Annotated in this window: 18 protein-coding genes; 11 read left to right on the top strand and 7 right to left on the bottom strand. The window is 40.3% G+C overall.

Translation table 11 applies throughout. The features are described from left to right. Positions 1-77: 77 nt before the first annotated feature. From bamA to purF, 6 genes are all read left to right on the top strand, one after another. Positions 78-2,456 (top strand): outer membrane protein assembly factor BamA, encoded by a 2,379-nt coding sequence (bamA, locus tag A3G3_RS0100625; protein ID WP_019518606.1) that lies wholly within the window; start codon positions 78-80, stop codon positions 2,454-2,456. 98 nt (positions 2,457-2,554) lie between these two features. Beyond that, positions 2,555-3,724, top strand: coding sequence for a PD40 domain-containing protein (locus tag A3G3_RS0100620; RefSeq protein WP_019518605.1), 1,170 nt, complete (start codon positions 2,555-2,557; stop codon positions 3,722-3,724). Between the two features lie 141 nt (positions 3,725-3,865). Beyond that, positions 3,866-4,402, top strand: coding sequence for a DUF4870 family protein (locus tag A3G3_RS0100615; RefSeq protein WP_019518604.1), 537 nt, complete (start codon positions 3,866-3,868; stop codon positions 4,400-4,402). 85 nt (positions 4,403-4,487) lie between these two features. Then, the gene (locus A3G3_RS0100610) at positions 4,488-5,516 is read left to right on the top strand and encodes a quinone-dependent dihydroorotate dehydrogenase (RefSeq protein WP_019518603.1); all 1,029 of its coding nucleotides are present in this window, start codon (positions 4,488-4,490) and stop codon (positions 5,514-5,516) included. A gap of 31 nt (positions 5,517-5,547) precedes the next feature. Further along, complete coding sequence (locus A3G3_RS0100605) at positions 5,548-6,093, top strand: CvpA family protein (protein ID WP_019518602.1); 546 nt, start codon at positions 5,548-5,550, stop codon at positions 6,091-6,093. A gap of 70 nt (positions 6,094-6,163) precedes the next feature. Next, positions 6,164-7,705, top strand: coding sequence for an amidophosphoribosyltransferase (gene purF, locus A3G3_RS0100600; RefSeq protein ID WP_019518601.1), 1,542 nt, complete (start codon positions 6,164-6,166; stop codon positions 7,703-7,705). A gap of 88 nt (positions 7,706-7,793) precedes the next feature. Here the strand turns inward: purF and upp are convergent, their stop codons facing one another. Then, positions 7,794-8,429 (bottom strand): uracil phosphoribosyltransferase, encoded by a 636-nt coding sequence (gene upp / locus A3G3_RS0100595; protein WP_019518600.1) that lies wholly within the window; start codon positions 8,427-8,429, stop codon positions 7,794-7,796. A gap of 195 nt (positions 8,430-8,624) precedes the next feature. After that, positions 8,625-10,346 carry a glutamine--tRNA ligase/YqeY domain fusion protein gene (locus tag A3G3_RS0100590; RefSeq protein ID WP_211207534.1) on the bottom strand — a complete coding sequence of 574 codons (1,722 nt, stop codon included), beginning with the start codon at positions 10,344-10,346 and terminating at the stop codon, positions 8,625-8,627. A gap of 207 nt (positions 10,347-10,553) precedes the next feature. Between A3G3_RS0100590 and A3G3_RS0100585 the strand changes: the two genes are divergently transcribed. Next, on the top strand, positions 10,554-11,063 hold the full coding sequence (locus A3G3_RS0100585) for a peptidylprolyl isomerase (RefSeq protein WP_019518598.1): 510 nt from the start codon (positions 10,554-10,556) through the stop codon (positions 11,061-11,063). A gap of 11 nt (positions 11,064-11,074) precedes the next feature. Next, positions 11,075-11,869 (top strand): UDP-2,3-diacylglucosamine diphosphatase, encoded by a 795-nt coding sequence (locus tag A3G3_RS0100580; protein ID WP_019518597.1) that lies wholly within the window; start codon positions 11,075-11,077, stop codon positions 11,867-11,869. Here the strand turns inward: A3G3_RS0100580 and truD are convergent. From truD to A3G3_RS0100550, 5 genes are all read right to left on the bottom strand, one after another. Then, a complete protein-coding gene (truD, locus tag A3G3_RS0100575) occupies positions 11,850-12,947 on the bottom strand; it encodes a tRNA pseudouridine(13) synthase TruD (RefSeq protein ID WP_019518596.1) in 1,098 nt (365 codons plus the stop codon). The genes A3G3_RS0100580 and truD overlap by 20 nt on opposite strands. Beyond that, the gene (locus A3G3_RS0100570; RefSeq protein WP_019518595.1) at positions 12,941-14,098 is read right to left on the bottom strand and encodes a beta-ketoacyl-ACP synthase III; all 1,158 of its coding nucleotides are present in this window, start codon (positions 14,096-14,098) and stop codon (positions 12,941-12,943) included. Before A3G3_RS0100570 ends, truD begins: the two co-directional genes overlap by 7 nt. Before the next feature lie 134 nt (positions 14,099-14,232). Next, on the bottom strand, positions 14,233-16,527 hold the full coding sequence (locus tag A3G3_RS0100560) for a hypothetical protein (RefSeq protein ID WP_019518593.1): 2,295 nt from the start codon (positions 16,525-16,527) through the stop codon (positions 14,233-14,235). 38 nt (positions 16,528-16,565) lie between these two features. Further along, positions 16,566-18,386, bottom strand: a complete 1,821-nt coding sequence (locus A3G3_RS0100555; RefSeq protein WP_019518592.1) for a protein phosphatase 2C domain-containing protein — start codon at positions 18,384-18,386, stop codon at positions 16,566-16,568. 86 nt (positions 18,387-18,472) lie between these two features. After that, on the bottom strand, positions 18,473-19,435 hold the full coding sequence (locus A3G3_RS0100550; protein ID WP_019518591.1) for an RDD family protein: 963 nt from the start codon (positions 19,433-19,435) through the stop codon (positions 18,473-18,475). Between the two features lie 237 nt (positions 19,436-19,672). Here A3G3_RS0100550 and glmM point away from each other — a divergent pair, with 237 nt between their 5' ends. The 3 genes from glmM to A3G3_RS0100535 all read left to right on the top strand — a co-directional run bounded on the left by glmM (position 19,673) and on the right by A3G3_RS0100535 (position 23,119). Beyond that, positions 19,673-21,040, top strand: coding sequence for a phosphoglucosamine mutase (gene glmM / locus A3G3_RS0100545; RefSeq protein ID WP_019518590.1), 1,368 nt, complete (start codon positions 19,673-19,675; stop codon positions 21,038-21,040). A 65-nt stretch (positions 21,041-21,105) separates the two neighbouring features. Further along, on the top strand, positions 21,106-21,918 hold the full coding sequence (gene kdsB, locus A3G3_RS0100540; RefSeq protein WP_019518589.1) for a 3-deoxy-manno-octulosonate cytidylyltransferase: 813 nt from the start codon (positions 21,106-21,108) through the stop codon (positions 21,916-21,918). Between the two features lie 58 nt (positions 21,919-21,976). After that, a complete protein-coding gene (locus tag A3G3_RS0100535) occupies positions 21,977-23,119 on the top strand; it encodes a ribonuclease Z (protein ID WP_019518588.1) in 1,143 nt (380 codons plus the stop codon). Positions 23,120-23,143: the final 24 nt, after the last annotated feature.

Raw genomic sequence — 23,143 nt, 5'->3', positions numbered from 1 at the left:
ACGTTGATTTTAAAAAAATGTTGAAAACTTTTAAAAAGTATCAAAAAATTGCTGGTTAAAAATTTGGAAGAAAAATTATGCGAAATTTAGCAGTTATTGCCCTTGCTCCGTTAGCGATTGTGGCGACCAATGCCCAAGCGGTTGATTTTACCATTGCTAATATTGAATTTAACGGTTTAACCCGTTTGTCAGCCGATAGTTTGTACCCTGTGGTGGTGGTAGAGTCTGGTGAAATGGCGACTGATAATAATATCGCCGAGAGCATCAAAGCCTTGTATGCGACAGGCAATTTTTCTGATGTCAAAGCAGGAAAAGTCGGCAATAATTTGGTATTTGACGTGGTGGAACGTCCTGTAATCGCAAGCGTTAGTTTTGACGGTAATAAATTAATTCCAAAACAAGCCTTACAAGAAGGCTTAAAACGCATTGGTATTAGCGAAGGCAATGTGCTAAAACAAGCCACGCTTGAACAAATCCAAAACGAACTTAAACAACAATACAACCAACAAGGCTACTATAATAGCGATGTCACAGTTACCAAAACTGAACTTGATAACAACCGTGTGGCGTTAACGTTTGATTTTGTGGAAGGTAAACCTGCTCGTATCGTGGAAATTAGCGTGCTTGGCAATCAGCGTTTTAGTGATGAAGCGATTAAAGATGCGATGAATATCAAAGAAACCTCGTGGAAAAATATCATCAGCAAATCCGACCGTTATGCCAAAGAAAAACTAACCGCAAGCCTAGAAAACGTCACAGCGATGTACCAAAATGCAGGTTATGTCAAATTTAATATTAACGATGCGATTTTGAACATTAGTCCAGAAAAAGACAAAGTTTATGTCGAAATTAGTGTGGACGAAGGTGAGCAATATCAGTTTGGGCAAGTTAACTTTTTGGGAAAACCCAATTATGAATTGGCTAAATTAACAGAACAAGTGGCGTTCAAGGCAGGCGAGCAATATTCGCAACGCCAAATCACCACTACCTTGCAAAATTTTAACACCTTATACGGCAATGATGGTTATTATTTTGCTCAAATACGCCCTGTGCCACGCATTGATGACAAAAGACGTGTGGTCGATATGGACTTTTTCATTGACCCTGTGCGTCCTGTGTATGTGCGTCGCATTAATTTTACAGGCAATACCAAAACCGCTGACGAAGTGTTACGCCGTGAAATGCGTCAAATGGAAGGGGCGTTGGCCTCGAACGAAAAAATTGAACTGTCTCGTGCTAGACTCATGCGAACAGGCTTTTTTAAAACGGTGAATGTGGATGTAAAACCTGTTACTAGCACACCTGACCAAGTAGATGTCAACATTGCGGTGGTGGAACAGCCCTCTGGCAGTAGTACCATTGCTGCAGGTTATTCGCAAAGTGGTGGTCTAACCTTCCAAGCAGGCTTAAGCCAGTCCAACTTTATGGGGACAGGTAATCGGGTGAATTTGCAATTATCCCGTTCAGAAACCTTAGACAGCTATAATATTGGTGTGACTAATCCGTATTTTACCCCAGACGGCATTTCGCAAAGTGCAAGCGTGTACTGGCGTAAAACCAAATATGATGATAAAAATATCTCCAACTATGTCACTGACTCGCTCGGCGGTACGCTCGGCTATAGCTATCCGATTGACGAAAACAAAAGCCTAAGTGCAGGACTTAACGTGGATAAAACCACGATTAAAGGTGGTCGTAACCTAGCGGTGGCAAATTACAAATACTTAGTGGACGAAGGCGAGTTATCAGCTAAGTTGTTAGGCGGTAATATTCCAAGCTTTGAAGCAGGTTTTAACACTTATAACTTGAATTTGGGTTGGAACATGAACACGCTTGACCGTGGACGTTTCCCAACCAAAGGGATGTCGCATAATGTGGATCTAAACCTTGCCTTTGGCGATGCCAAATACCAAAAAATCGTGTATCAAGGTAACTATTACCACCCATTTTATAAAAATACCGTATTGCGTGGTTACACCAAGCTGGGTTATGGTAATGATTTGCCGTTTTGGGAAAACTTTTACGCAGGGGGTTACGGCTCGGTGCGTGGCTACGAAAACTACACACTTGGTCCACGCAGTAACCGTTATCAATACGCTAGCAATGATATCGACCCAGAAGAAGTCGGTGGTAACGCCTTGGCTCAAGTCGGTGCGGAGCTGATTTTCCCAATGCCGTTTAAAGGCGACTGGGCAGACCAAGTGCGTCCAGTGCTATTCGTCGAAGGGGCTCAGGTGTTTGACACCACCAACCGCTATGACCAAACCGTTATGGTAAACGGTAACAATGTACCAATTCTTAATCAAAAAGATAACGATATGCGATTTAGTGCAGGGGCTGGGGTCACGTGGATTACACCGATTGGGCCAATCTCGCTAAGTTATGCCAAACCGCTGAACAAAAAAGAGGGCGATAAAATTGACCAAGTACAATTTGAAATTGGACGTTTGTTCTAATTTAGGCTGAATTTTGGTAAAAAAAAGGTGGGTTAACACGGTTAATCTGCCTTTTTTATCGGCTTTGATTGGCATTTTATAAATTATTGAGAGTAATTATGCAACTTTTTTATAAATATTTTATTCGGCAAATTATCGGTTTAAGTTTAATATTTGGCTTAACCGCTTGTCAAACCAGAATCCCAACCCAAGTCAAGAATTTGTCAACTCATCATAAGGATACTCATAAAGTACTTGTCAAAGCGAGCGAGACATATTTTCACAGTCAACAAATTGAAATTGATAATGTTAAAAATAGCCTAAGCAATGAAACAACCCAGTTTTTGCGAGATTATCCCACTGCAAATCATGGAAAATGGGTGCTAATTATCCAACAAAAACAAGGTAATCAACGCACGTCAAGCCTTGTCATGACCGATGTTGGCGGGGAAAATCCACGCAAATTATTGGAATTTGATGGGCGGATTGATAATCTATCGGCAACGGCGGATGCCACGAGTTTAATTTTTAGTCAACAGGCGAATTATTATCCAAGCATTTATCAGTATAACTTAACAAATCAGCAATTAACGAAACCGTTAGAACAAGTTATTCAAAAGCCGATGAATTACTTTGGGGTAAGTCTTTCGCACAATCAGCAACAATGGCTATTTTCGGTAAATTTTGACAAAAATCCTGAAATTTATTGGTTAGATTTACTTGATAATCCTTTGCATAATAGCCTAAGCAATCTTAAAAATTTAAACGATTTTAAAATAAAATATCAACGCTTAACCAATACTACCAACAACGCTATGAACATTAGCCCAATTTGGTCGCCAAATGGACAGTCGTTTTTGTATGTGTCGGATAATGGTATAAAAAATCAACCGCAAATTTATCAGTATGACTGGCAAACCAAACAAGGCAAACCGCTTGGCTTGAGCCAAAATCAACCTTATCAATCCGATATTCGCTATCGTCCTGACGGTAAGATGATTAGTTTTTTTACCAAGTCTATGCAAAATAACCAAACAATTTGGCACAATCGACTGCTAGATTTAAGTACAGGAGAACAGGTAATTGTACGTGATGATGCCGATGCAGGCGTGGTGAATTTTTCGCCAAATTCGGATTTTGTGATTTATGCCATGTCTCGTCAAGTGGTGGTAATGCCGATTGAATATGATAAGGCACAGCGTTATCATTTGGGTAAAAAATATATATTTAACATCAATAGTTTGGCAAGCGATACTCAAATTAAAGATGTGATTTGGTTAGCAAAATAAATTTAGTAAACTAAAATTTATAAATAATTATTGAAAATTGTCACTCAGTCCAATCGCTTGAATTTTGGCAAATTTATCCCCATTTTAATCTAAGTTCATGAGAAATATCGTGTGATTTTTTGCTGATTTTAGGAAAATGATATGTCATTAGTACCGCCTGATTTACCCAAACAATCTGACATTCCAACGATTAAGCCCTTTGCTGATTTAACAGATGACTTGACCGACAATCATCAGCTACCGCTTGTATTTTTACCAGAAAATTCGGCAACCATTCAGCGTGATGTGGTGAGTCGGGATTTGATTATATATAATCATGCGACTTATGCGTTGGCGGTGTTTAGCTATTTGACCGCAGGGCTGACGTGGATTATTCCGATTGTGATGAACTATGCCAAACGAGATGAAGCTCGCAACACATGGTTGTACAGTCATTTTGATTGGCAAATTAAAACCTTTTGGTATAGTGTTTTTTTTGGTGGGATTGGTGTGGTGCTGATGTTGTTTGGCTTTGGTACGGCGTTTATTAGTATGTTGATGAATAATGATACTTTGTTTGGCAGTAGTGGGTTGGCGGGACTTGTTGGTGTATTGATTTTTGTGGTGGTGCTGATTTGGCATTTTTACCGTATGGTACGTGGTTGGGTAGCATTGATTCATGGGCGAGCCGTCCCTTAACTAAATTTAGACTGGTGGTGGGTGTATTTTATTGGCAAGTCTTGTTATAATATGTAGGTCAAAAAATTTGTGAGAATGTGCCGTTATGTATGCTTTGCTTCGTCCGATTTTGTTAAATACTGACCCTGAAAAAGCCCACGAAATGACCCTATCCTTGCTAGAAAAATCGCAAAAAATGGGCGTGGCAAGTTTATTGTATGAACAATTAGAACTGCCAACGGTATGTATGGGTTTAAATTTTCGCAATCCTGTCGGTTTGGCGGCAGGGCTTGACAAAAATGGCGAGTACATTGATGCATTATCGGCATTGGGTTTTGGTTATTTGGAAATTGGCACGGTAACGCCAAAACCGCAAGATGGCAATCCAAAACCTCGACTTTTTCGCATTGAAAAAGAAAAAGCCATTATCAATCGCATGGGCTTTAACAATAAAGGCGTAGATTATCTGATTGGGCAGGTCAAACATAGTCATTATCAAGGGATTTTGGGGATTAATATTGGTAAAAATGCCAACACCCCTGTGGAAAATGCCCTTGACGATTATTTGTATTGCCTTGAGCGGGTGTATCCGTTTGCATCCTACATCACCGTGAATATTTCATCGCCCAATACCAAAAATTTAAGAGATTTACAAAGCGGTGATGCCTTAACCGCCTTATTACATGGGCTAAAAAATCGACACATCCAACTTGCAAATCAACATCAATACTATGTGCCATTGGTACTAAAAGTTGCCCCTGATTTGGACGAAGAACAGATTGATTTTATTGCCAAAGAATTGGTAAATTTTGACATTGACGGCTTGATTACCACCAATACCACCTTGAGCCGTGATGGGGTAAAAGACTATCCAATGGCAGAACAAGCAGGTGGATTGTCAGGCAGTCCGCTTTCGGTGTTAAGCACACAAGTGTTAACGCAGTTTGCTGAACGCTTGCCAGAAACGGTGACATTAATCGGTGTGGGCGGTATTGACAGCGGTCAACGTGCCGTGAATAAATTGGAAGCAGGGGCGTCGCTCGTGCAGTTATATAGCGGGCTGATTTATGAAGGCCCTAGGTTAATTAGTGAATGTATGGAAGCGATTGAGCAATATCGCTTAAAATATAGTTAATTTAAACTAAATTTTAAAAACGGATAAGTACTTGGCAATTTTAGATATTTTGATTTTGATGAGTTTAGTTATCGGTCTGTGGCAAGGTTTTTCAGCAGGTTTGCTTAAATCTTTGGTTGGTTTGTTCGGCTGGTTGTTTGCGTTGATTTTTGCCACTTATTTCGCCAAACCGTTATCGCCGATGTTGGCAGGGCTGTTTGATACGCCTGTGTTGACGTTACTTGCTTCATTTATTTTGGTGGCGTTATTCGTGTTAATCGGCTTGCATTTGATGTTGTGGGTGATGAGCCATACGTTAAAAGGCTTAAAATTGGGGATTTTAGACAAATTAGCAGGGGCATTTTTTGGTGTTGGTAAAAATTTTTTGATGATTTTGTTGTTGTTAAGTGCGATTTCACCATTTATTCAACACGCCAGTTTTTGGAAAAATGCCACAATTGCCAATCAATTATTACCATTGACACCTTTTGCGGTGGATTTATCTAAAAAAATTGCCAATGAGGTACGAGATAATAGCCAACAAGGTTTTGGACATTTGGACAAAATGAGTAAAAACCTTGAAACATCGCCAAATTAATTTTCTTTTCATTTTTAAACAGATTGTTAAAATTTTCACAAAGCGTTTTAAACAAACCTAAGGGGTTTTTATGTGTGGAGTTGTTGGGATTGCAGGTCATAGTGCTGTCAATCAAATGTTATACGATGCGTTAACCATGTTGCAACATCGTGGGCAAGATGCAGCAGGGATTGTCACTTGTCAAGATAATCGTTTGTTTTTGCGAAAAGAAAACGGTATGGTGCGAGATGTGTTTATGAACCAACACATGATACGTTTGGTGGGTAATCAAGGCATTGGACACGTACGTTATCCGACTGCAGGGACGTCAAGCTCAGCAGAAGCTCAGCCGTTTTATGTCAATTCACCATATGGCATTACGTTGGCACATAATGGCAATTTGACCAATGCCGAAGCGATTGCCAACTCGTTATTTAGCGAAGATATGCGTCATATTAACACCGATTCGGATTCAGAAGTGTTGCTCAATGTGTTGGCACATGAAATGCAAAAAATCGGCAAACAATATCCCACGCCAGACGATATTTTTTCGGCGGTAAGCGAAGTTTATCAACGCATTGAAGGGGCTTACGCCGTGGTTGTGATGATTACAGGCTACGGTATTTTGGCATTTCGTGACCCAAATGGCATTCGTCCATTGATTTATGGGCAACGCCTTGCCGAAGACGGTGGTTTTGAGTATATGGTGGCATCGGAGTCGGTGGCGTTGACCGCATTAGGCTTTACTATTGTGCGGGATGTTAATCCCGGTGAAGCGATTTTTATTAATCAAAACAATGAGTTATTCACGCATCAATGTATTGAATCGAAAGATTTCACGCCGTGTATTTTTGAATATGTGTATTTTGCTCGTCCAGACTCCATTATGGACAATATTTCGGTGTATAAGGCTCGGATGCGAATGGGTGAAACTTTGGCACAAAAAATCTTGCGTGAATGGGGTGAAAACCACGATATTGACGTGGTAATTCCAATTCCTGACACATCGCGTACATCGGCAATGGAATTGGCTCAGCATCTGGGTGTAAAATACCGTGAAGGTTTTATGAAAAATCGCTATATTGGGCGTACATTTATCATGCCAGGGCAACAGCAACGTAAAAAATCAGTGCGTCAAAAACTCTCTGCCGTACCATTAGAATTTAGAAATAAAAATGTGTTGCTTGTGGACGACTCTATCGTGCGTGGTACAACTTGTAACGAAATTATCCAGATGGCTCGTGATGCAGGGGCGAAAAATGTGTTCTTTGCCAGTGCTGCCCCACCTGTAAAATTCCCGAATGTGTACGGTATTGATATGCCTGCCAAAAGTGAGCTGATTGCATCGGGGCATTCGGTGGAAGAAGTGCGTCAAATTATCGGTGCTGACCGTTTGATTTTTCAGGACTTGGATGATTTGATTGAAGCGGTAAGCGACACCGAATATAGCAATGTCAAACAGTTTGACTGTTCTGTATTTGACGGGAAATATATCGCAGGTGGCATTGATGAAAATTATCTGAACGCTTTGCAGAAAAAACGCAGTGATATGGCAAAACAGAAAAAAGCAGGCGTGCAAGTAATTGCTGATACACCTGTGGACATGGTGGGTGTTGAGCCTGAATTGGTTTAAGTTTTTGTCAAAATTGTTGATTGTAAAAAAGGGGCTTTGTGAAAAAGCCCTTTTATTTTGTCAATTTTTTTGCCAAAAATGGTAAAGATTAAATTTGTTTTGTCCCAAAAATTTTATCACCTGCATCGCCCAAACCTGGTACGATGTAACCGTGTTCGTTTAAATGACTGTCTAAAGCAGCGGTAAAAATCGTGACATCAGGGTGAGCATCATTAACCATTTTCACGCCTTCAGGGGCGGCGACTAGCACCAAGGCTTTGATATTTTTACAACCATGTTTTTTAAGCATATCAATGGTCGCCACCATGCTACCACCTGTCGCCAGCATTGGGTCAAGGATTAAGGCAGGGCGACGGTGAATATCTTTGACAAATTTTTCAAAAAATGGCACAGGTTCAAGGGTTTCTTCATCACGCTGTAGCCCCACTATCGAGATTTTGGCAGTCGGTATCATGTCTAGCACGCCGTCTAACATACCAAGTCCTGCTCGCAAAATGGGTACGACGGTTACGGTTTTGCCTTTGATTTGGATACCTTCAATTTTGTTGCCTTCCCAACCTTGCATGGCAAAAATTTCGGTTTCAAAATCACGGCTTGCTTCGTATGCCATTAGGCGGGCGAGTTCTTTGGTGAGTGTGCGGAATTTGTAAGTGCTACAGTCGGCTTCTCGCATTAGGGTAAGTTTGTGTTGGATAAGTGGGTGGTCAATGACGGTGATTTGCATGGTATTCTCTTTTTTTGTTGATTTTATTGTATTAAAAAATTAATGGTATAGACCTTGGGTTAGACATTACAATTTTTGGTTGTCTATTTTACCCAATTTTGACAAAAAAAACTATCTAAAAAGCCAATAAAAAAAGCGGACATTTCGCCCACCTTTTGAGAAATGATTGATAAATAACAAAAGTTTAAAATTCAATTATTTAAAACCATCTTTTAAACCGACAATACGATTAAACACCGCTTTTTCGGTTGAATGGTCTTTTTCATCAGCGACAAAAAAGCCTTCTCGTTCAAACTGAAAACGTTCACCCTTTTCGGCTTTTGCCAATGACGGCTCAACCATCGCATTCACCACCACCAATGAATTTGGATTAATTTCATTGGCTAAATTGTCAATATCAATTTTGGCAGGGTCTTCTTGGGTAAACAGTTGTTCATACAAACGCACTTCTGCAGGTACGCCATGACTTGCCGATACCCAATGAATCACGCCTTTGACTTTACGACCTTCTGGATTATTACCCAGTGTTTTTGGGTCAATTGTGGCTTTTAGTTCCACAACTTCACCGTTTTCGTCTGTGATATGCTCTGCCACTTTTAAAATGTAGCTATTTCTTAGACGAATTTCGGTATTTTGTGGCGACAAACGTTTGTAACCGTCTGGTGGATTGATTGCAAAATCGCTTTTATCAATAAAAATCTGTTTGGTAAACGGAATATCACGCACGCCTTGCGATTCGTCATGGCTGTTTTTGGATTGGATTAACCATAAAACGCCATTTTCCAGTTTTGTTTTTACAGTTGGTTTTTTCAGAGTTTCTACATCTTTTATCGCTTCATCAAAGTTGGTAATGGTTATTTTTAAAGGATTTAACACCGCCATGGCACGATTTGCGGTATCTTCAAGCGAGTTACGAATGCTAAATTCTAACAAGCCAAAATCCACCACGCCGTCTGCCTTACTCACGCCAACACGGTCGCAAAAATCTTGCAAGCCTTCAGGCGTGTAGCCACGACGTCGCATTCCTGCGATGGTTGGCATTCTTGGGTCGTCCCAACCTGTTACTAGCTTATCTTCTACTAGTTTTTTTAATTTTCTTTTACTGGTTAAAATGTGATTAACATTTAGGCGAGCAAATTCGTATTGATGTGGCGGTTTTTCAAAGCCAATTTTTTCCACGACCCAATCATAAAATGGGCGATGGTCTTCAAACTCAAGTGTGCAAACCGAGTGGGTAATATTTTCAATGGCATCTGACAATGGGTGAGCATAGTCGTACATTGGATAAATGTACCAAGTATCGCCCGTTTGGTGGTGCGCTTTGTGCATGACACGGTAAATGACGGGGTCGCGTAAATTCATATTTGGGCTTGCCATGTCAATTTTAGCACGCAAAACCGCTTCGCCTTCTTGAAATTTGCCATTTTTCATCTCATCAAAACGTTGTAGATTTTCGGCAACAGACGTATCACGATAAGGCGAATTTTTGCCTGCTTGTCCAAAATTCCCACGATTTTCACGGATTTGTTCAGGCGTTTGCAAATCCACATAAGCATCGCCTTGTTCAATCAGCTGAATCGCCCAACGGTATAGTTGCTCAAAATAGCTTGACGCATAACGCACATCGCCTGACCAGTCAAAGCCAAGCCATTTAACATCTCCTTTGATGTTGTCCACATATTCTTGCTCTTCGGCACTTGGGTTGGTGTCGTCAAAACGCAGGTTACAAAGTCCGTTAAATTCGTTGGCTAAGCCAAAATTTAGGCAAATGGATTTCACATGTCCCAAATGCAAATAACCGTTTGGCTCTGGTGGAAAACGGGTAACGATTTGTTGGTATTTTTGCTCGGCTAAATCTTCACGCACAATAGCACGGATAAAGTCATTTTTTTCGCTGTTTTCAGTTGGGTGGGTCATAAATTTTTCCGTTATCAAAATCAAGATTGAACCCTGTATTTTAGCAGTTTTTGTCAAATATTCACAAGCAAAAATCATCAAAATGCCTTTTTTTTTATAAAAATTTTGTAATCTAACTTGATAAATAAAAAATTGTCGTTATTATAGATAAAATTATTTTGTTAAACCCATTTTACAAACAGTTTGTAAATACAATCGGAGAAAGTTATGGATATGCCATACGTTGAATTTGAAACCACGATGGGCAATATCGTCATTGAACTTAACATTGACAAAGCCCCAAAAACTGTAGAAAACTTTATCAGCTATGTCAAATCAGGGCATTATGACGGTACGATTTTTCACCGCGTCATTGACGGCTTTATGATTCAAGGCGGTGGCATGGACGCAAACATGAACGAAAAAGCCACCAAAGCCCCAATCCAAAACGAAGCGGACAATGGCTTAAAAAATGAAGTCGGCACCATCGCCATGGCTCGCACGTCAGACCCACATTCAGCGACCGCACAATTTTTTATCAATGTCAAAGACAACAGCTTTTTGAACTACTCAAGCCCAACCATGCAAGGCTGGGGCTATGCCGTGTTTGGTAAAGTAACCGAAGGCATGGACGTGGTCAACAAAATCAAAGGCGTGCCCACTGGTAAATATGGTTTTCATGCTGATGTACCAACCACCCCTGTGGTCATTTTAAATGCCAAAGTGATTGAAAAATAATCCAAAAAATCATGCAAAATTTTGATGATATCATCGCTTATCAGCCCAACGATATCCAAAATATTTTGATAAGCGACCTGCATTTATCACAAAACGAGCCTGCTCTAACGCAGGCTTTTTTGGTTTTTTTGGATAAAATCGCCACATTACCGCAGTTATCATCGCTGTTTATTTTGGGGGATTGGTTTGATGCTTGGTTGGGTGATGATATCGCAGATACGCCAAATTTTGCAAATTGGTTACAACCGATATTAGCAAAACTTGACAATATTCGGCAAAATGGTTGTGAAATTTTTGTCATGCACGGCAATCGGGATTTTTTATTGGGGCAAGGTTTCTGTGATAAGTTTGGCGGAAAATTGTTAAAACAGCCGTTTTGGATTGAATGTAACCAACAAAAAATCCGCCTTGAGCATGGTGATAAGCTATGTACTGATGATAAAAGCTATCAACGTTTTCGCAGGGTAATTCAAAACCCTTTGACAAAACAGTTTTTAACCGCATTGCCTATGACAAAACGTGAAAAAATTGCCCAAAATCTTCGGCAAAAAAGCAAATCGGACAATCAAAAAAAGTTACCTTTTATCATGGACGTAAATGAAAATGCGGTCAAAAATGCGTTAAAAGACTTTGATGTGTTAATTCACGGACATACGCACCGTCCTTTTGTTCATAATTATGATGATAAGAAAAGGGTGGTTTTGGGCGATTGGCGATTATTCAACAACCAAGTGCAAGCGGTAATTGGTATTGAGCAACGTCATCAGCAAATTGAGTTGGTTGATTTCACTTATCAATTTTTTTAGTAAAAATAAACAATTCTTCTGCCAAACATGCTAGCAATGCAGTGGCAAAGCTACCTGTCGGCAACACAAAATCTAGCACCAACTTATCATCTTCAAGCCATTGCCAAGTAAAATTTTGTGGAATAACTCGCAACGCTCGGCGTTGTTGTTTTAAGCCAAAGCTCGCTAAACCTTTGGCTAAAGTTTGATGGGCTGGATTTGCATTAATCACCGCTTGCTCAAGCTGTGCTATGCTTGCAAAACTTTTTAGCTCGCCTGCACCCCACATCGCCCCTGTCACATGAATATCACCGCTTGCTAAGCGTTGCTGTAACGCATCATCAATCGTGTCAGGTACAAAAATACTTTGACTGCCTGCCAAATTCATCACATCACCGAGTTGGGCGGTTTGCCACGTGTTCTGGCGGACACGTTCTGCCAAAATCGCATTAAACAGTTCACTACGAGCCGACGATAAATATAAACTAAACTTTTGTTTGTCTTTGTTGTTATGCTTAATAATGGATTTTTGTTGAGAATTTTGCAAAAATTGGTTAAATTTTTCTAAATTTTGTTGTTCTTTTCCAAAACGCTGTTCGCCAAAATAATTGGGAAAACCTTGTTTTTTGATTAACAATAGTTGATTTTCTACCGCTATTTTATCGGCATGGACTTGTTTAAGGGTGATGATAAATTGGTTGCTATGATGCGTACCACGGCTTAGTTTTTTATCATGCCAAACCAGATCTAACACCGCAACTTTTTCATCGGTTGATAATTGTTCGGCAAAAAAATCATTGAGCGGTTGGGTTGGGGCAATTTTTTTGGGTAAACGTAAGCTAAACCATTGGCTCGTTACCGCATGACGGTCTTTTAAACCTGAAAAGCCCACGTCTTTTTCGCTAATGTTTGCCCATTTTGCCAATAATTTCACAAGATAAGCCGTGTTCAAGTTAGTTTTTTGCAGGTGTAGCCACAAGTGTTCGCCATGCTGAGCAAAAGCCACGTTTAGCTGTTCGTTAACCACAAAATCTTGTGGCAGTTGTTTGTAAATCGCATGGCGAATACTGGGCTGATAGGGATTAGTAAGGCTTAGCATTTTTTAACCAAGACCGAGCCAATAGAATAACCCGCCCCAAATGAGCAAATCACGCCGATATCGCCTGCTTGCACATTTTCTTGGTGGCGATGAAAGGCAATCATTGGACTGGCAGAACTGGTATTACCAAATTCAGCAATCACGGTTGGAGCGAGTGATTTATCCGCATCTTTGCCAATGACGGAACGCAAAATTAAATCAATCATATTGATATTGGCTTGATGTAGCCACAATTTTTTTATCGATTGTGGTTCAATGTGATTTTCGGTCAAATGCTCGTTAATCAGATTTGACACAGCAGGGCAAACTTCACGGAATACTTTTCGCCCTTCTTGCATAAATAATTTATCACTGACAGGCTCGTTGATATCAGGGTATAGGTCTGTTTGGTCAGCCAAAAACTCGGCACGGTCTAAAAAGCCCAATTCGTTTTTGATATTGGTAGAAAATTGCGTCCAAAGTTTGCTATTTAGCACTTCATAGCCTTTTGGTGTATGGGTGTTCTCATCAATGTTTTCAATTATCGTTGCGGTTGCTACATCACCAAAAATAAAGTGACTATCACGGTTTCGCCAGTTGAGATGTGCGGATGTAACCTCAATGTTTAGCACTGCCACACGTTTGGCAATGCCTGCTTGGATAGAGCCGACCGCTTGGGCGATACCGAATGTCGCCGCACTACATGCCACATTCATATCATAGGCAAATCCACCTTGCATACCAATCGCATGCTGAACTTCAATGGCAATCGCAGGGTAGGCACGTTGAAAGTTAGAACTTGCCACGATAATCGCATCTAAATCGTTGGCGGTTAACCCTGCATTGTCAAGGGCTTGGATCAAAGCATTTACCCCCATTTCTGCCATCACAGAAAGCTCTTCGCCAAGTTTACGTTTTGGGATAATCGGTGTCATGATATTTGGGTCTAAAATTCCTGATTTTTCAACCACATAGCGAGATTTTATCCCTGATGCTTTTTCAATAAACTCGCTAGTAGAATGTTGCAAAGCGACCTTTTCACCTGACGCAATCGCATCGGCATTTTCACGGTTATAATTGTCCACATATTGGTTAAAACTTGCCACCAATTCATCATTGCTAATGCTAAACGGTGGGGTATACAGACCTGTGGCGGTGATAAAAATTGACATGGCAATTCCTTATGTTCATTGTGTGGTTAAAAATGGTTAAAATCAATAATGGGCTATTATGCCTGTTTTTGGCTATTATGCCTGTTTTTGGAGAATTTTACCAATTTTGTTACAAAATATTTCAAAAATTAAGATTAGTTTAAACAAACCTTTGGTACAGTTTCTCCTGCTTGGCGTTGCTCATTTAAAATTTCAAACACTTGTTTAGCAATCGGGACAAGTTTTGGGTAATTTTTATTATAGCGTTGCATGGCTTGACAACGTCTTGTTTTATCATCGCTGAGATAATACTGAGCCAGTAATAAGCCCACCGCTTGTTTTTCATTATTTTTTTGATTGGCAATCGCACCGAGCAACTCAAGCGGATAAACATTAATTGGTTTTTGCGGTGGTCGTGGCACTTGTAATGCATACAGATTAAAGTCTCTAGCAAAGGCAATCTCATTTTTAAATAAATAAAATGCCAAATTTGCGGTATATTCGCTGTGGGTCGGTTGATTTTTCACCGCTTGGGCTTGTAAAAACATTGCAGACAGTGGGTCATGTTTTTCCCAAAAATATTTTTTTGCCAAATTGTTTAATTGTTTGGCTAAAATTGCATTGCCTTGTTGATTTAATTCATTAAAATAGGCAAAATCCGCTTGACGAAAGCCTCTTTTTGCAAGCTGTTGAATGGCGTCATTGTCATGTTGATAGCCGACTTTTTCCAATTTTGTTAAGTCGTTTTCACCTTGTTTAGCGACTTGTAACACATTTTGAAAAAAATCATTCGGTAAATACAGCTGATGTTGAAACAACAATTCACTATCTGCTTTGGATAAATCAGCAAAATCAGTGGCATGTTGTTGCATGGTGGTTTGTAATTGTTGCAGTTGGGTTTTAATCGTCGGTAATTGTTTGACAATCTTGGCATAATCGTCTAGCTGATTTTCGCTAAGCGGTGCGGTTTTGGTCAAATAGGGTTGGATTTTTGGCTTGGATTGCCGAGAGAGTTGCCAACTTGCCAAAACAAAAAATAGCAGAATGATGCCTACAATCACGAGGGTTTTACTACGTTTTTTGGTTGTAATATTATTTACTTTGTTGGTGCGATTGATATCAAATTTAGGCTTGCTGTGGTTGGCTTTATTGGTATAGGTTTGCTCAGATACTTTGGGAGTACTCGGGGGTTCAATGCTAGTTTTTTTGGCTTTAACAGGTACAATATTTGTCTTATCTTTAATCGTCTGATTGACAAAGTCTTGATTAAAATTTGACGTTAAATTTTTTTTCAAATCGTTGTGAAAGTTTGGGTCATATCCAGAATTGATAAAGCATTGATAGCACGGTTTACCAAAAAAATGTACATGGCTCATATCGTCAGGATAGCGTTCACAACGGCTAAATTGCCGTTCGTTGATAAGCTGGCGTAAGTGTTGCTCCCAGTCTTTGGCGGTGGGGCGGTCAGTGGGATTGTCGCTTAAAAAGGCTTTATCAAACATTTGCCGAGTTTTATTATCCCAAAACTGGTGCAAACTGCGTTTTACAGGCAAAATAGCCGCTGTTTTTGCCTGATTTAAGCCATAAGCGTACCAACCTTGCTCAATAAAATAATCAAGATGATAGTGCTGTTCAGGCAAGTTTTTGATGTTGGGCGATACAGGGATAAAGGAAAATGGGTGAATGCCGTTGTTTAAAATTTTAAACAGTTGGATGGCTAACACAAAGCGGTCATGCCGTTCGTCTAGCTGTTTTGGGTCTTTGTGCGGGTAAAAATCAGGGCTACTAATCTCTGGAGATAGCACTTGGCAAGGGAAAACTTTGCCTGTTTTATCGCTAATTAGATAATCATCACAATCAATAAAACAAGCGATAAAACCTTGATAATCATTGTTTTTTTGCTTGGTGGTTTGTTCTGCTGTTTTGGTTAATAGTAAACGAATGTTGGTTTCTTTAAAATCAATAAACGCATGACCTTGGGCGTGCAAATCCGCCATCAAGGCACTTAAGTTGGCACATAATTGTACTCTATAATTTAGACTTTTTTGATAATCTGTTAAGTTTTTGGCTTCATTGGGATAGATGAATGGGGCGAGCGAATAGCTGTCAGTGAGCTGTGGCATGGCATAGCCCACGACTTCACCCTTGCAATTAGTTACCAAAAATCGCACCCAACTAAACTGTGGATATCGCACGCCATCTAGCGACTGGTATAGTCGAGTCGGCGGACGTTGTTGCATGGTTTGCAGTTTGGCAAGGTCGTGGGCGGTGAGTTTTTCAGGGTGTTTATATAGCTTGATTGCCCAATGGGTCGGATAGTGTGCATTCACCTCGTCAAGCTCTGGCACTACGCCAATTGCATACACGATGCCAATCCCACCTTCGCCAAGGCGTTGCAACTGAGATTGTGGAATAGCGATAGATTGATTATCTTTTTTAATATAAAACACAATAAAGTTTTCCTAAATATTTTTCCAAAAATTATCAATTATTTTTTAATGTTGTTATTGGTATTTTTATCAAATATACGGTTAAAATTAACGTCATTTGGCAAATAATGCACTTGTATCTTATTGGGTGTAAGGTTGCTATTTGGCTTGGTGCTTGCCAAAAATATCCCACTCGCAGGGTCATGCGATACGCTTGTACTCGCAGTTATATTTGTGTTCGCAGTTTGTGCTTGATAATCTTGGTAAAATGGCAAAAAATCCAAGCCATGCGTTAACACTACTGTGCTATCGGTCAAGCTAAAGTTGGTTGGCAAGGGCTGATTTTCGCTAACTTGAAAGTTAATTTTGCAATAAATCCCACGCTGATTTGCCACAATCTCACTAAATTGCGGAATATTCGCTAACAGTGGCGATGACACTTGTTGTTGGGCATTTAAGGATTGACAATGTGGCGTAACTTGAAAATTCATCGATTGGCTATACGGTTTTTGCGTGGGTGTCAATATATTTGGCAAAACGGTTGCATTCAGCGTTATGTGGCTAATTGATTGAGTCTGAACGCTATTTTTTATGAAATCTTTGCTCACATCGTTTGGTAAAATGATAAAAGTTTGGATAAAAAAGTGTTCATTGGCAAGCACAATATTTAACGGATAATTTATCGCAAAACCTTGTGAAGTTGGGCTTGGCGTCAGTAACATTTTGCTTCTTGGTTCGCTAACTTTGGCAAGCGTGGATTGGCTACTTTGTGCAATTTTGTTAAAATGGTTATTTAATTTATCCGCATTGAACCATGCCAATAATCCGACGGAAAGTAACACTCCCACGGTAGTATAAACTGCCAAATTTCGCCGTTGTTTGGCATCATCGCTTAATGCTTGGACGTTGGGCAAGGCGGTCGGTTGGGGTTGGCTTGGCGTTAGTGTCTTGTTATTTTGTATGGCTTGTTGCTTGGTTTCTTGCTTGGTTTCTTGGGTTAGCAAACTTTGCCCTAAAAATGGCTCAACACCTTGATATTGCTCAAGATTTTTCATGAGTAATACCAAGCTTTTGTCATCTCCTGTCAAGCGATAAGTCGCAGGGTTGGCAAGCGATTGCTCAATGATTGTTTGGTAATTTTCGCTGGGTTGATGACACAGATTAAACAACAAATTGGCAAAAAATGGACGGTACACGTCAATCGGTTGCGTGGTAAGTGTCAAATCCGCACAACCGTCCGACATCACCGCTATCAAATCTGCCTTGCTCGTGTCTAGCCATTCAATCTGTAAAAAATCTTGCCAATTATCTTCAGTGATAAAATGCGTCTCATTCGCATATTCGCCTTTTGCTTCATTGATATATTGTAAATCGCTAAAATAATCAATTTGTTTAGTGCTTAGCGAAAATTGGCTGATAAATAGTGGGCTATCGCCGATTTTTAGCAATAAAGTTTGACAAAAATTGGGTTGTGCTGTGGAATGAAATTGTAAAATAGCAGTTAAGGTCGTGTGAAAATCTGCTAAACCAATATTTTCGCTATTATAAACATTTTTTGAAAATTTTTTTAAAAATTGTGGAATAAGCTGTTCACGCAAGGTGGTAATGGCTTGTAAAAAATACGCCTTGGCAACCGTTTGATTTAAATCTTTATCAATAAATTGTACGGCAAAATTTTGCAATAATTTACCGATGTGTTTGCTAAAAAAACTTGCTCCAAATTCGCTAAAACGTGCTGAACCCGCCCCGTCACAGACAATCGCAATGCTATAATCGACTGTTTGATTAACAAATATTCGGTCTTGATTGTGAAGTTGGCAGTCTAAATGTGATTTGCCAATGGCGGAAGCGTGGGCGATTTGCCAATCAGAGTTCGTCATGCAAGTTGTCTGCTTTTGTCAGTTCTTAGTCGGTTTTTTTCAAATAAAAAACCAATTTAATTAAATTGGTTTTTTAAAAAAATAAATTATTGTGCGTTTAACTCTAAAGGATTAATTTGGGTATCGTCAGCGATAACCACATAAGTTTTTGCCAATTTGTCATGCAGGCTTTGGCGGTCATTATTCATAAAAATCATGATAAAATCTACCAACAAAAACGCCAAACCAAAGGCAGATAACGAGTACACCACCATGGGCAAAATACTGCGTAACACAATCAGATTTAAAAAATTGGGAATGGCGTTGCTTTGCAAATCTAGCACCCGAATACCCATTGCCATTTTGCCAAGCGTCTGCCCACGTTTCATCAATAACAACATTTGGGCGAACAAAATCCCCCATACCAAAATATTGGTTAACACCAAAATATGATTGGGCACAACCGATAACAACTCGCTTTGTTGGGCGGTGGTGAGTTGGGTTGCCCCTGTCTCAGCAAGTTTTTTAAGTTTGTCAAAACTTGGGCTATTGATAATCGCGATTAACAACGGTGACGATGCCAAAATTAGCAAGCCAAAATCAATCAGTTTTGCCAAAATCCGACTGCCAATCGGTGCAAGGGTCAGCTGTTTTTTGGCGTGGGCGATATCCATGCCTTGATTGCTTCTGTCGGTTTTGTCTATTTTTTTTAAGTTGGGTTTGCCAAATAAACCTGAATTTTTATCTTTTTCTTTATCATTTTTGTGTGGATTATTGGCGTTATATTTGTCCCATACGCTATTACTCGTGGTTTTTTTTTCGTCGTTTTTGTCATCCGGGGCGGTTTCGGTGGGGGCAGGGCGATTGCTGATGATGTAGGGTTCTTCTTCGGCAATCGGTGCGTAGTGGCTTTGTCCTTGCACGGTGGTTTCTACGCTTTGCCACGTTGCCATGCCGTCATGCCACATCAAATCGGTGGGCAACAGTTGATTAGTTGCCAAAATTTGGTTAAATTGTTCAAGGGTGTACGGTCCTGCTTGGACATTATTACGAGCCAAATAAATTTGCATGAAAATCTCTAAATCAGTGGTTGTTTTAAAAAAATATCAAAAGAAACAATATTAAGGTATTTGGGGTGGCTTGTAAAGATTACAAGTGAAATTTTGGTAAACGGTAGTCAAACTTTCACCGAGTATTCATCAAAACGTTCACGCAAAACCTTTTGTAAATTCTATGAAATTTTGCTATGCTAAAGGTTATTTGACATCAATTTTTTCTTAAAATCGGTAAAAGAAAAGGGGAAAATCATGAGTTATTTTGGCACAGACGGTATTCGGGGCAAGTTTGGCGAATTTCCCATTCACCCAGAATTTTTGTTAAAACTGGGTTTTGCCACAGGGCAAGTATTAATCGCCCAAAACAAAAATCCGAACCATCGCCCCAACGTGGTGATTGGCAAAGATACTCGCCTGTCAGGTTATGTGATTGAAGCGTGTTTGCAGGCGGGTTTCAATGCGTCAGGCGTGGATGTGCATATGCTTGGGGTTATTCCCACGCCTGCGATTGCTCATTTAACCCGTTCGTTTCATGCAGATGCTGGGGTGGTGATTTCGGCAAGTCATAATCCCTTTTATGACAATGGCGTGAAATTCTTTTCACAGGACGGCAAAAAATTGTCTGATGAACTGCAAAACGCCATTAATGAAAAATTAGCCCAACTTGACGGACAATCATTTGAGCAAACTTTTGCAATAGACGGTTTAAATTTAGGTCGCCATTATCGTATTGATGATGCTAAGGGGCGTTATATTGAGTTTTGTAAGGGTAGTTTTCCGTATCAATTAAGTTTGGAGAATTTAACCATTGTCGTGGATTGTGCAAATGGGGCAGGCTACAGCGTTGCCCCACGTGTACTGCATGAGCTTGGGGCGAATGTGATTGCGATTGGCAATGAACCAAACGGTACGAACATTAATGACAACATTGGCTCAACGCATATTGACACGCTTCAAAATGCGGTAATTGCACACAAAGCGGATTTAGGGATTGCCCTTGACGGTGACGGTGACCGTATTATTATGGTGGACGAAAACGGCTCAGTGGTGGATGGTGATGCGATTTTGTACATTTTAGCCACACAAGCGGACGACAAAGCCACGAAAACCACAGGTGTGGTCGGTACGCTGATGAGCAATATGGGGCTACAACTGGCGTTGGAAAAACACGGCATTGACTTTGTGCGTGCCAAAGTGGGCGACCGCTATGTCATGCAAGAACTTGACAAACATGGTTGGAAGCTCGGCGGTGAGCCGTCAGGACATATTTTAACCCTTGACAAAGCAAGTACAGGCGATGCGATTGTCGCAGGGCTGCAGGTGCTTGCGGTGGTGGCAAAAACGGGTAAATCATTGGCAGAATTAACCCACGGATTTAGCATATTACCGCAAAAACTGGTTAATGTTAAACTTAGTCAAAAACAAGACCCGTACGCCATTCCAATTTTGGCAGAAAAATTTAAACAGGCTGAAGAAAAATTGGTAGGGCGTGGGCGACTGTTAATCCGCCAGTCAGGGACAGAAGCGTTAATTCGTGTTATGGTGGAAAGTGATGATGAAATTGAATGTGATACACTTGCTCATGAGTTAGCTGGTGCGGTAAAAGCCGAATTGGGTTAAATATGTGCTTTGAAAAGTTAAGTAATATTTAAATAAATATAAATAAATGTAAAAAAAGGTCGCTTATGAACAAACATCTTGTCATTCCTGCTCGCTTAAAAAGTACCCGTTTACCCAACAAACCCTTGTTAAATATTCACGGTAAGCCGATGATTTTATGGGTGATTGACCGTGCTTGTGCGGTACACAAAGTAGGGATTGCTGATGATGTATTTGTGGCGACCGATGATAATACGATTGCCAATGTTTGCCGAGAATATTGCCAATCGCACGCCCATGCCAACCATGTGCAAGTCGTCATGACAAGTCCCAATCACGCATCAGGCACTGACCGCCTTGCCGAAGTTGCCACGCAACAAGGTTGGAGTGATACCGATATCGTGATTAATATGCAAGGCGATGAACCACTCGTGCCAAAAGCATTGATTGCCCAAGTTACCGAGTTGTTACTTAGCAAAACTGATTGCGTGATGGCGACCCTTGCTGAACCGATTTTGAGCTTTGAAGAATTTTATCGCCCATCGGTGGTAAAAGTGGTGAAAAATCAACAATATGAAGCCTTGTATTTTAGCCGTTCGCCCATTCCTTGCGACCGTGATGTCGCAATGGCAGACACCGCAACAAAACCGACTGACACACCTATCAATGCTTTACGCCATTTAGGTTTGTATGCGTATCGGGTGGCGTTGTTACGTCAATTTGGCGAATGGCAACAAGGTCAACTTGAGCAGTTAGAAAGCCTTGAGCAACTACGCATCATGGAACACGGACACAAAATCGCCCTTGATGTGGCGTGTGCCATGCTTCCTGCAGGCGTGGATACCCAAAGTGATTTGGATAGGCTCAATACAATGGATTTATCGGCATTTGTTGATTAAAAATTACCTATTTTGGTATATCTTTAATTTTTAATACCAATTAATCACAGGAATTTTTATGCAACGCTTAACATTTTTGGGAACGTCAGCAGGGATGCCGACACGTCATCGCAATGTAACAGGACTGGCGGTGTCGTTTGTTAATCCTTATGGACAAAAAACAAGCCAAAATCCAAAAAAACAAGCAAAATCAGCCCCTTGGATATTGATTGACTGTGGTGAAGGTACGCAACATCAGTTATTAAAAACCCCCTTATCATTGGCAAGTTTGCAAGCGATTTGTATTACCCATACGCACGGCGACCATTGTTATGGCTTGGCAGGACTGCTGTCTAGCATGGCGATGTCGGGCAGGCGTGAGCGTTTGCTGTTAATCGCACCACAAAGCATTGCCAAATTATTGGACACGCTTACGATTGTAAGCGAGTTGTATTTTGATTTTCCCATTGAGTTTGTGGCGGTAGAAAGCTTGTTTGACGATGCTGATAATGATGTTGATAATATGGCGAAAAGCGTGCAATCGGTTCATTTAACCTTGTCTAAAAATCATAACGTTAGTATTCACCCAATGAAACTGTCGCATCGTACACCAAGCTATGGCTATAAAATTAGTGAAACCATTGACACCAAACTGTTACACAGTCAAAAATTAACTAAAATGGGATTACAACCCAGTGCGATTTGGGGCAAATTACAACACGGTTTTGATGTTAAACTTGACAATGGCGACGTGTTATTGGCAAGTGAGTTTTGCCAAACTAAGCAAATTGCGACCCATATTATCGTGGGTGGTGATAATGATAAGCCTGAATTATTAGCGGATTTTTGTCAAGAAAATAAAAAACAAAAGAATAGCCGTGAAAAAATCGGCGTATTGGTGCATGAAGCCACTTACACCGATGCCATTGCCCATAAGATAAAAACTAAGCCCAACGGCTTTGACCCGAAGCATAGTAGTGCAGGGCAAGTGGCTCGTTTTGCCCAAAAGATGCAGTTACCCAATCTGATTTTAACCCACTTTAGTGCAAGGTTTGCGTTGTTTTTTAATGCCAATGACAAAACGCCAAATATGGGGCATATCGCCCAAGAAGTTGAGCAGTTTTACCAAGGTAATTATTGGCTCGCCAAAGATTTTGCTGTGTTTGAGGTGGAACAACAGTCAGTTGTTAAAGTAAACTCAAAATTAATCAAAGATAAATAATCTTAAATTTTGTCAAAACTTAAT

This window comes from Moraxella boevrei DSM 14165 (assembly GCF_000379845.1).
Classification (GTDB): Bacteria; Pseudomonadota; Gammaproteobacteria; order Pseudomonadales; family Moraxellaceae; genus Faucicola; species Faucicola boevrei.
This window is presented reverse-complemented; position numbering and strand designations above follow the sequence as displayed.